7 protein-coding genes are annotated in these 10,939 nt (G+C 69.5%); 3 read left to right on the top strand and 4 right to left on the bottom strand.

Annotation, left to right across the window (positions count from 1 at the left end):
- Positions 1 to 228 precede the first annotated feature (228 nt).
- The 3 genes from recD2 to D451_RS0103660 form a co-directional block, all read right to left on the bottom strand.
- Entirely contained in the window at positions 229 to 2,484 is a 2,256-nt protein-coding gene (gene recD2, locus D451_RS0103670) for an SF1B family DNA helicase RecD2 (RefSeq protein ID WP_026124800.1), read from the bottom strand.
- The gene (locus D451_RS0103665; RefSeq protein WP_014911329.1) at positions 2,423 to 2,905 is read right to left on the bottom strand and encodes an MmcQ/YjbR family DNA-binding protein; all 483 of its coding nucleotides are present in this window, start codon (positions 2,903 to 2,905) and stop codon (positions 2,423 to 2,425) included. The genes recD2 and D451_RS0103665 overlap by 62 nt, the downstream gene beginning before the upstream one ends.
- A gap of 69 nt (positions 2,906 to 2,974) precedes the next feature.
- Positions 2,975 to 3,526, bottom strand: a complete 552-nt coding sequence (locus D451_RS0103660) for a hypothetical protein (protein ID WP_014909583.1) — start codon at positions 3,524 to 3,526, stop codon at positions 2,975 to 2,977.
- A 324-nt stretch (positions 3,527 to 3,850) separates the two neighbouring features.
- On the opposite strand from D451_RS0103660, the gene D451_RS0103655 reads away from it, so the two are divergent.
- From D451_RS0103655 to D451_RS0103645, 3 genes are all read left to right on the top strand, one after another.
- Complete coding sequence (locus D451_RS0103655) at positions 3,851 to 5,998, top strand: bifunctional metallophosphatase/5'-nucleotidase (RefSeq protein ID WP_017533460.1); 2,148 nt, start codon at positions 3,851 to 3,853, stop codon at positions 5,996 to 5,998.
- A 265-nt stretch (positions 5,999 to 6,263) separates the two neighbouring features.
- The gene (locus D451_RS0103650) at positions 6,264 to 6,932 is read left to right on the top strand and encodes a response regulator transcription factor (RefSeq protein ID WP_014911258.1); all 669 of its coding nucleotides are present in this window, start codon (positions 6,264 to 6,266) and stop codon (positions 6,930 to 6,932) included.
- A gap of 64 nt (positions 6,933 to 6,996) precedes the next feature.
- Positions 6,997 to 8,283: a sensor histidine kinase gene (locus tag D451_RS0103645; RefSeq protein WP_026124799.1), complete on the top strand. Its 1,287-nt coding sequence runs from the start codon at positions 6,997 to 6,999 to the stop codon at positions 8,281 to 8,283.
- Between the two features lie 409 nt (positions 8,284 to 8,692).
- On the opposite strand, the gene D451_RS0103640 is transcribed toward D451_RS0103645, so the two are convergent.
- Positions 8,693 to 10,885: a glycosyltransferase gene (locus D451_RS0103640; protein ID WP_017533458.1), complete on the bottom strand. Its 2,193-nt coding sequence runs from the start codon at positions 10,883 to 10,885 to the stop codon at positions 8,693 to 8,695.
- Positions 10,886 to 10,939 lie beyond the last annotated feature (54 nt).

The raw sequence follows: 10,939 nt of genomic DNA, 5'->3' as shown, positions 1-10,939 counted from the left end.
CGGGCGCCGGCCTTCTGCGGCCGGCGCCCGGGGGTCGGCGCTCTCCGGGGGGAGGAAAGGGCGCCGTTTCTCATGTTGGCCTCGATAGCACTCGCGGGAAGCTTCTCGCCGGTGAACGAGTGACTGTTCGAGAGCCTATGCATCCGGATGAGCCCATGGGGGTGGTTCGGGGAAGGTTTTCGAACTTATTCAGGGACGAAAACGGTCTTTTCCCCACGCAATGGGCGCTCAGTTGAGGGAATCGGCGCTCGAGTAACCGGAGAGACGCAGTCGATGGCCGAGCGCGGTGTGACGACGCCCCGAGGAGACGTTGCGCACCGCCTGCGCCAGGGCACGACGGGATCCCACCAGCACGACCAGCCTCTTGGCCCGGGTGACGGCGGTGTAGAGCAGGTTGCGCTGCAACATCATCCAGGCGCTGGTGGTCACGGGGATCACGACCGCCGGATACTCGCTGCCCTGGGAACGGTGCACGGTGATGGAGTAGGCGTGGGCCAGCTCGTCGAGTTCGGCGAAGTCGTAGGCGATCTCCTCGTCCTCGTCGGTGCGCACCGTCACCTCCTGGGCGACGGGATCGAGGCCGGTGACCACCCCGAGGGTGCCGTTGAAGACACCGTTGCGGCCCTTCTCGTAGTTGTTACGGATCTGGGTGACCTTGTCGCCCACCCGGAAGATCCGGCCGCCGAACCGACGTTCGGAGACACGTTCGCCCGGCGGGGTGAGCGCGGCCTGGAGCGCGGAGTTGAGGTTGGCCGAACCGGCGGGGCCGCCCTTCATCGGGGTGAGCACCTGGACGTCGCGGAGCGGGTCGAGCCCGAAGCGTCGGGGGATGCGGCGGGCGACCACGTCGACGGTCATCTCCGCGGCCTCCTCCGTCTCCTCACAGGGGAAGAGGAAGAAGTCGGCCATCCCCCGCAGGTGGGGAGGCTCCCCCTGGTTGATCCGGTGCGCGTTGGTGACCACCCCGGACTGTTGGGCCTGCCGGAAGACGTGGGTCAACCGCACGCTGGGGATCGGCGACCCCTCCTCCAGAAGGTCGCGGAGGACCTGCCCGGCGCCGACCGAGGGGAGCTGGTCGACGTCCCCCACCAGCAACAGGTGGGCTCCCGGCGGGACCGCCTTGACCAGCTTGTTCGCCAGGATGAGGTCGAGCATGGAGGCCTCGTCGACCACCAGCAGGTCGCAGTCGAGGGGGTTGTCCCGGTCGTGAGCGGCCTCACCGCCCGGGCGCAACTCCAGGAGCCGGTGCACGGTGGAGGCCTCGTGTCCGGTGAGTTCGGTGAGGCGCTTGGCGGCGCGACCGGTGGGCGCGGCCAGGATGACCTCGGCGCCCTTGGCCCGCGCCATGGTGACGATGGAGGAGACGGTGAAGGACTTGCCGCAGCCGGGTCCGCCGGTGAGCACGCACACCTTCCGGGACAGGGCCTCCCGGACCGCCTCCTTCTGGGCCTCGGCGAGGGAGGTACCGGCGCGGCGGTCGAGCCAGTCCAGCGCCACCGGCCAGTCGACGTCGGCGAAGGCGGGCATGCGCTCCTCGGGTGTGTCCAGCAGGGTGCGCAGCCCGGTGGCCAGACCCATCTCGGCACGATGGAAGGGCAGCAGGTAGACGGCCCGGACCGGCTCCCCCTCGGGGCCGGGGACGTTCTCCCGGGCCACCCCCTCGTCGGCGACGAGGCGGGCCACGCACTCGATCACCAACCCCGCCTCCACCTGGAGGATCTTCACGGCGGCGGAGATCAGCCGCTCCTCGGGCAGGAAGCAGTGCCCCTCGTTGCTCGACTCGGACAGGGTGAACCGGATCCCGGCCATGACCCGCTCGGGACTGTCGTGCGGGATGCCCACCGCCTGGGCGATGGTGTCGGCGGTCTTGAAGCCGATCCCCCACACGTCGTCGGCGAGCCGGTAGGGCTCCTTCTGGACGACCTCGATCGAGGCGTCGCCGTACTGCTTGTAGATGCGCACGGCCAGCGAGGTGGTGACCTGGACCCCTTGGAGGAAGAGCATGACCTCCTTGATGGCCTTCTGTTCCTCCCACGCGTCGGCGATGAGCCGGGTGCGCTTGGGGCCCAACCCCGGAACCTCGATCAGCCGGGCGGGATCCTCCTCGATGACGTCCAGGGCGTCGGTTCCGAAGTGGCCGACGATCCGTTCGGCCATCTTGGGTCCGATGCCCTTGATCAGGCCGGATCCGAGATAGCGGCGGATGCCCTGCACCGTGGCGGGCAGCACGGTGGTGTAGTCGTCGACCTGGAACTGGCGGCCGTACCGGGGGTGGGAGCCCCAACGGCCGCGCAACCTCAGTGCCTCGCCGGGCTGGACCCCGAGGAGTGAGCCGACGACGGTGAGCAGGTCGTCGGAGCCCCGACCGGTGTCGACCTTGGCGACGGTGTACCCGGTCTCCTCGTTGGCGTAGGTGATGCGTTCAAGGACGCCCTGGACCACGGCCTGTTTGAAGGGAGGAGAGGTCTCGGATGGGGTGGGCACCGCGCGTCGCCGTCCTTTCTCGGTCGTCGGCGTCGTCCGTCGGAAGTCGGTCTCCCAGGGCCCCGAGCACCCGGTCGCGGTCGGCGCGACGCAGGCCTCGGGCGACGCTCCGGTAGGAGTGGTCGACCATCTCCACGAACTCGTCGTCGGGGACGGTCCCGTCCAGCCGCACGGAGTTCCAGTGCCGCTTGTTCATGTGCCACCCGGGGGTGACGGCCGGGAAGAGGGCCCGTAGTTCCAGCGCCGTCTCCGGGTCGCACTTGAGGTTGACCACGGCCGGCCGGTCCTCGTCACCCGGCATGAGCAGCGCGAACATCCTCTGCCGGGCGATCTTGTAGACCAGGGGCCCGGGGCCGAAGGGTTCGCTCTCCTCCGTCTCGGGGAACCACAGGGCCACGTCGATGAACCGTTCCGGTGTCATCCGTCCTCCCTCGCCGACGATCGTCGTCTCCTCCGAGAGTGCCAGAGGTCGACGACGATCGGGACGACGTCAGAGGAGCCCGTAGTGGGCGCGCCCCTCCTTGGAGAACATGTTGGCCAGCATCCAGCAGGTGAAGCCCAGCGGGACGAGCATGAGGAGCCCGCCGCCGAGGACGTTCCACAGCAGGAACAGGCCGGCCAGCCCCTGGAACACCACGACGCCCCAGTAAGCGCCGACGGTCCGGCGGGCCAGCCGCCGACCCAGCATGAGGGAGGCCACGCCGTACAGGCCGGTGACGAGCGCGTAGACGGCCATCAGGGCGCGCATCGTCTCGACGTCCATGACCATCTCCACCCCCTCCTCGGCCATGAGGGCGGTCTGCTCGTCCAGGGCCTGGGCCATCATGTCGGTCGGGAACGCCAGGGGCAGCAGGAAGATGAGGGAGAGCAGGACACCGCACGCGCCGCCGATGTACATCAGCATGCGGGTCGTCACGACCTTCGCGGGCATGGGGGCGTCGGGGCCCATGGCCTCGAAGCGTGCGTTGAAGTCCGACATCCCGCGCGGCGAGGGGACCCCGCCCCGATTCGGGTCGTACGGGTCCTGGCCAGAGGAAAACACGGACGTCCTCCGAGGGATGAGCGAGCCGACGGTCCCCACCATGGTAGAGGCGCGCCGGTGCGACGGCCACGGGCTCCCGACGATCGGTACGGGATCGCGCCCCGGTCCGGTCACCCGGGGCGACCGGCCGCGGCGGACGGTGACCTCGGACGACCCGTGCGGGGCGGTCGTCCTTCGAACGCCGGGAGATTCTGCAAATCGTAACCCCCTGGTCCGTGCCTCAACACCCGACCACGCCTAGGGTGAACAGGCTCCGCCCCCGTTCACCCCGGCGGTGCCCCCGACAGTTCCCCCGCACGATCCCCCGAAGGAGTAACAGCGGACATGTCCAGACTCGTGCGTGCCTCCGGCGCACTGTTCCTGAGCGGCGCGCTGGTGGTGCCCCTAGCGCCGGCCGCCGCGGCCGAACCCATGAACGCCTCCGACGAGGCGGCCTTCACCCTCACCGTCCTGCACGCGAACGACCCCGAGTCGGCGCTGCTGGGTGCCCCCGCCGATCCGGAATACGGCGGGGCCGCCCGGTTCGGCACCCTCGTCCAAGAGCTGCGTGAGGACGAGAACGCCGGCGTCGACGCCGAGGCCGGCGAGTCCGAGAACCGCGGCGTGGTCACCGTCAACTCCGGTGACATGTACCTGCCCGGCCCGGAGCTCGCCGCCTCCCTGGAGGAGGACGCCCCCTTCTACGACGCGATCGGCGCCTCCTACGTCGGCTACGACGCGATCTCCATGGGCAACCACGAGTTCGACTTCGGCCCCGACCTGTACGCCGACTTCATCGGTGAACTGTCCGAGGACACCACCGTGGTCGCCGCCAACGTGGACGTGTCCGCCGAGCCCGGGCTGGCCGCGCACGAGGCCTCCGGCAGGATCGCCCCGAGCACCGTCGTGGACGCCAATGGCGAGCAGGTGGGCATCGTCGGCGCCCTCTACCCGCCGCTGGCCACCATCACCAGCTCCCGCGACGTGGTCGTGGACGAGATCGTCGGCCCGGTGCAGGCCGAGGTCGACCGCCTCACCGAGGAGGGGGTGGACAAGATCATCATGATCTCCCACCTCCAGAACATCACCTACGAGGAGCGGGTCGCCCGTGAGCTGACCGACGTCGACGCCATCGTCGCGGGCGGCGGCCACGAGGTGATGGGCTCCGAGGACGACGTCCTCGTGCCCGGCGACTCGGTGAACACCCACCCCGGGACCGGTGAGCCGCTCACCTATCCGCTGGTGGCCCAGAACCCCGACGGGGTCGACGTCCCGATCGTGACGGCCGGCTCCAACTACAAGTACGTGGGCCGTCTCGTCATCAACTTCGACGCCGAGGGGAACCTGGTCTCCGTCGGCGACCGTTCCGGTCCGGTCGTGGTGGACGGCTCCGTCACCCCGCACCCGGAGATCGAGGAGCGCGTCTCCGGCCCCGTGGCCGACCACGTGAACGAACTCGCCGAGACCGAGATCGCTCAGAGCGAGGTCGACCTCGAAGGCCGCCAGTCCCCCGGCGTGCGCACCCAGGAGACCAACCTGGGGAACCTGATGGCCGACGCCCTGCTGGACACAGGCGCGCGCAACGCCGCCGAGTACGGGGTTCCCGAGCCGCAGATCGGTATCCAGAACGGTGGCGGCATCCGCAACGCGTCGCTCATCCCGTCCGGTCCGATCACCGTGCTGGACACCTACTCCATCGCCCCGTTCGCCAACCAGGTCGCGGTGGTCCCGGACATCCCCCGCTCCCAGGTCAAGGAACTGCTGGAGCAGAGCGTGGTGGCCGCGCCGGCGGCCAACGGCGGGTTCATGCAGGTCGGCGGGGTCAACTTCGCCTACGACCCCGAGCGCACCGCGCAGGTGGTCGACGAGGAGGGCACCGTCCTCACCCCGGGCGAGCGCGTGCGCAACGTGATCCTGCACGACGGGACCGTGCTGGTCGAGGACGGCGAGGTCGTGGAGGGCGACCCCATCACCATCGCCACCAACGACTTCTCCGCGCGGGGCGGCGACATGTACCCGTTCCGCGGCGCCGACTACACCGTGGTGGGCTCCAACTACCAGGGCGCCCTGGAGCTGTTCGTCACCGAGACCCTGGAGGGCCGGATCGGTGCCGAGGACTACCCCGAGGGCGGTTCCGGCCGCATCGTGGTGGGTGACGAGGCCACCGTCCCCGGTGACGACGGAGGCGAGGGCGGCGACCCCTCCTCCACGCTGGAGCTGGACCGGACCCCGGTCCGCGACGGCATCGCGATGCACCTGCGCTACACGACCGACGCCCCGGACGCCGGGAACGTCGTGGCGATCTTCCGCGGCGGTGACGAGCCGGGGGTCGACGCCCCCTTCGCGGAGATCAAGGCCCACAAGTCCGAGGGCCGTGCCGTGACGAACACCCGCGGGCTGGGCACGGGCGAGCACCGGGCCTACCTGCTGACCGACACCGGTGAGGTGTTGGCGGGTCCGCTGACCTTCGAGGTCGTGCCCCGCAGGGGCTGAACGAGGATCCGGTGATCCGGGATCGAGGGGCCGACGTCCATGACGGGCGTCGGCCCCTTTCCGTGTTCCGTGCTTCTTTTCGTGCGCGCGGTACTCTTCGTCATCGGAGTTCCTCCCCGACCACACCAAGAAAGTCCAAAGAAAAGAATCTACGTAGCCGATTAACCTATTTGACCGTTATGTGATTAGCGTATTTTCGGTCAACCTTGGGCCATCCGGCGCGCATAATAGGGAAATGCGCCACCCTGGACCTACGATCGGCTCCATGACCTGCGTTTTGCTGGCCGAAGACGATGTCTCGATCTCCGAGCCTCTCGCGCGTGCGCTACGCCGCGAGGGCTACACGGTGGACGTGACCGTCAACGGCGTTGAGACACTCGACCGCGCCCGCGCCGGAGACATCGACCTCATGGTCCTGGACCTCGGCCTGCCCGAGATGGACGGTCTGGAGGTGGCACGTCGTCTCCGCGCCGAAGGACACGGAACGCCGATCCTCATCCTCACCGCCCGCGCCGACGAGGTCGACACCGTCGTCGGCCTGGACGCCGGTGCCGACGACTACGTCACCAAGCCCTTCCGGCTCGCCGAGCTCCTCGCCCGCGTCCGCGCCCTGCTGCGTCGCGGAGGAGCCGAGGTCCCCGTCGTCCACGGGGTCCGCATCGACAACGACTCTCGTAGAGCCTGGCTCGGCGACCGTGAACTCCAGCTCACCACCAAGGAGTTCGACCTGCTCCGCGTCCTCGTACGCGACGCGGGCAAGGTGGTCACCAGGGAACAGATCATGCGCGAGGTGTGGGACACCAACTGGTGGGGGTCGACCAAGACCCTCGACATGCACATCTCGTGGCTGCGCCGCAAACTCGGCGACGACGCCAACCAGCCGTCCTACATCACGACCGTCAGGGGCGTCGGCTTCCGGTTCGAACGAGACTGACACGATCTTGGGTTCGACGCGTTCCCCGGTCGACCTCGCCCGGGTCGGACGGACGTGAGGTGACATGCGCAGGCGGATGGTTTTCTCCACCCTGGTGGTGACCGTCATCGCCGTCATGCTGCTCGGACTGCCGCTGGGTGCGCTCACCTACAAACTGGTGCACGACGAGAACAGCCGCCAGATCGAGGGCGAGGCGGAGCTGCTCGGCTTCGAGATCGACAACATGCTCGAGCGGGACGACGAGGTCGACCTGACCTCGATCGACCGGGAGTACAAGGACCGTTACGTGCGGATCACCACCGCCGACGGTTCCACCGTGCTCACGGCCGGAGACCCGAGGCTCAATCCTCGCGCCGCGGACTCCCCCGGGCTGATCCGGGGCTCGGCGACCACCGAGGCGGGCACCACCGTCGAAGTGTGGACCGACTCCGAATCACTTCAGGAGAGCGTCATCCGGGCCTGGCTCGGCATCGCCTCACTGTCTCTGCTGGCCATCGGCGTCGCCGTCGGTCTGTCCATGGTCCAGGCCCGCAGGCTCACCCTGCCCCTGGTCGACCTGGCGGCCACCGCCGAACGTCTCGGCTCCGGCGTCACCACGCCCTGGGGCCACCGCTACGGCATACCGGAGGCCGACCGCGTCGCCGAGGTCCTGGACCGCAGCGCCGAACGCATCGCAGGCCTCATCGCCACCGAACGCCACTTCGCCACCGACGCCTCCCACCAACTGCGCACCCCGCTGACCGCGCTCACCATGCGGTTGGAGGAGATCATCGCCGAGGCCCGCAACCCCGAGGTCGTACGCGAAGAGGGAGAAGCGGCCCTCGCCCAGGCCGAACGCCTCACCGAGACCGTCGAAAGCCTGCTCGGCCGCGCCCGCAAGAGCCAGAACCCCGAGGTCGAGGCCGTCGCCCTCGACCCCGTCCTCAACCATCTCCAGGCCGAATGGTCCCCCGTCTTCCAGCAGGAACAACGCAGGCTCCTGGTGACCGGCGACCCCGGCCTGACCGCCATGACCGTCCCCGCCGACCTCGCCCAGATCCTGGCGACCCTCGTCGAGAACGCCTACAAACACGGCGCCGGGACCGTCACCATCCGCCGCCTCGACACCGGACAGTCCGTCCGCATAGAGGTCAGCGACGAAGGTGAGGGCGTGCCCGAACACCTCTCCGGACGCATCTTCGAACGCGAGGTCAGCGGCGGCGGAGGCACCGGCCTCGGCCTGGCGCTCGCCCGCCACATCGCCGAATCCGAAGGCGCCCGCATCGAACTCGTCCAGACCAGGCCCACCACCTTCGCGCTCTTCCTGCCCGCCGGAGCCGGCGGCCTGTCGAAGATGACGGGGCCTGTCTAGGGGTGTGCCTCCACCCCCTGGGGGTCGAGGTAGGAGGGCGGGTACCGGTCCCACCCCTGGGGGTGAAGGTGGGAGTCCGCACCCTCCGGTACCCCAGGGGGTCGCTGCACGCGATCTCCTACCTCGCCACGGGGGGTTGCCCGTTCGGGCGCCGGGAGTGTTCTGCAAGACGAGTCGAGCCGCCCGCGAGGAACGAGCCAGGCGTGGACGAGGATGAAGAACGCTCCCTCCCTTGGCGCCCGAACACGCGCCGAAGCGAAGCGGAGGCGCAAAGCGAACACTTTCGGGCCCCAGCCACAGCAGGGTGTAACCCGCACCCGATCTCCCACCCCGACCACAGCAGGGTGTGACCGCCACACGACCTCCCACCCCGACTCCAGGGGTGGGGGTAGGAGGACGAGGGCGAGGGTCAGCCTCCGGTGGTGGCGTGGGCGGTGGAGGGGGCCTGTTCGGGAAGCCGGTCCTGGACGACCAGGTCGCTCCAGAGGGAACGCACCCGCTCCAGGCCGTAGACCGAGGTCACCTCGGCGCGGGCGCGTTCGCTCTCCTCGGCGAACCGGCCCTCGGAGACCGTCGCGTGGATCGCCTCGGCCATCGCCACCGGATCGTCGTGGATCCAGTGCGGGTCGTAGATGGTGTCCGAACCGGGCCACGGCAGCAGAGCCGGCACTCCCCCGGAGGCCGCGCATTCGGCGGGCGCCAGGTGGAAGGACTCGTCGTCGCTGGTGGAGAGCATGAAACCGACCCGGCGCAGCCAGGTGGCCACGTCGGGGCCGAAGGGGTCGAAGATCACCCCTGAGGCGAGCGACTCGTCGCGCTGGATCCTCCGGTAGACCCGTTCGAAGTAGGTCCGCTCCTCAGGACGGTTCCAGATCCACCAGTACTCCCAGGGCTGCTTGGTCTTGACCGACATCGTGTAGCGCGGGTCCAGACGTCGCAGCTCGGCGAGCACGTCCAGGCCTCGGTCCAGGCGTTTGCGGGAGGGCGCGATACCGATCATGCCCAGCGAGTACTCGGCCCCCGCCAGCTTGGGACGGTCCAGTTGGCGATCGTCCACCCAGTTGGGCAGGACCACCACCTTCTCGGCGGGCCAGCCGGTGATCTCGCGGGTCAGGTCCGCGTAGTGGGGGCTCACGCACACCACGGCGTCGACCTTGGACACGTCCAGGCGGCGCGGCCACTCCGCGTACAGCTCGAAACGGTGCAGGCGGACGATCAGGCGCTGCTCGGGCCGCTTCCACTTGGCGTAGAAGAGGGCGTTGGGGCCGCACCACTCACAGATGACCACGTCCGCCCAGGCGGCGAGTTCGCGGGAACGGTACTGGTCGTGGGTGCTCAGTCCCTCCCACTCGTCGATGCGCACGTCCAGACCGGGCAGCGAGTCGAGGTACTCGGCGAGGCGGGTGAAGAACTTCAGGTCGTGGCCGGCGATGACCACCTTCAACGGCAGTTCGGGGTCGGTGCCCTCGGGGGCGGCCGGCAGGGCCTCGGCCAGGTGGCCGCGCAGTCGTTCGGCGGCCCGCTCCAGGGCGTGGTCGGCGGCGGCCGTCCGGCAGCGTTCCGCCGCGTCGGCGTACACGGCGCGGTCGTTGTAGGCGCGGGCGATCACGGCGGCCACCGAGGCGGTGTCCTCCCCCGCGAAGAGCGGGTAGTCCTCACCGAGCATCGCCTCGTGCATGGGGGTCCGGTTGAGCACCACCGGTAGGCCGAGCGCGCCCAGCTCCAGGACCTTGGTGGACAGCTCCAGGCTCGCGTCCATGTCCGGGTCGCGCCAGGAGAGCCCGAAGTCGCACTCGGCCGACTGGCGCAGCGCCTCGGCGCGGGCCATACCGCCGCGCCAGTCCACGTTGGGCGTGCCCTCCAGGGCCTTGCGCATCCGTTTGGCCCAGTCGGCGGGTTCGGCGTGGATCTTGTCGCCGATCATCACCAGTTCCGAGTCGACTCCCAGACGGGAGAGCTCCTCGGGCAGCCCGGTCATCTCCAGGGTGTTCCAGCGCGGGGCGAACTTGCCCGTGTAGGTCAGGCGGGTGCGGGCGTGCACCTGTCCGTCGGCGGAGACGCCCGGGGGCACCACCACGACCGGGGGGAAGAGCACCGAACGTCCGCACGCGGCGGGCACCGTGGTCTCCAGGAACGCCCGCAGTTCCTCGGTCTGGCAGAGCAGGAAGCGGGAGGCCAGGGCGATCTCGGTGAGTTCGGCGGTGGCCGTGGCGGTCAGTTCGTCGACGCTGTGCGGGAAGTCGGTGAGGTAGGTCCACAGACGTCCGGACAGGGCCTCCTCCTGGGCGGCCAGACCGGCGACCCGACGGCCCCGGACGACCACCAGGTCGAAGGGCTTACGGGCGTGCAGTCGTCCCGCCAGCTCCACGGCCTGCTCGGGGGTGATCCCCCGGGGACCGAGGTCGGAGAGCATACGGTCCTCGTAGGGACGGACCAGTCGGACCCCGGGGACCTCCTCCAAGGGCGCCGTGAGCCGGTCGGTGCGCACCGGCGCCTTCAACAGCAAGGTGACCTCGCAACCTGCCGCGGCCAGGGCCTGGGCCATCGACTGCGCCCAGATCGCCGAACCGTCGATGATGTTGAGGTCCACGTCGCCGTACAAGAGTGCGCGCGGAGGAACTGTGCTCACGTTCTTCCCTTCGGATGCTGGTGGGTG

The sequence above is a fragment of the Nocardiopsis alba DSM 43377 genome, assembly GCF_000341225.1.
GTDB classification, from domain to species: domain Bacteria; phylum Actinomycetota; class Actinomycetes; order Streptosporangiales; family Streptosporangiaceae; genus Nocardiopsis; species Nocardiopsis alba.
This window is presented reverse-complemented; position numbering and strand designations above follow the sequence as displayed.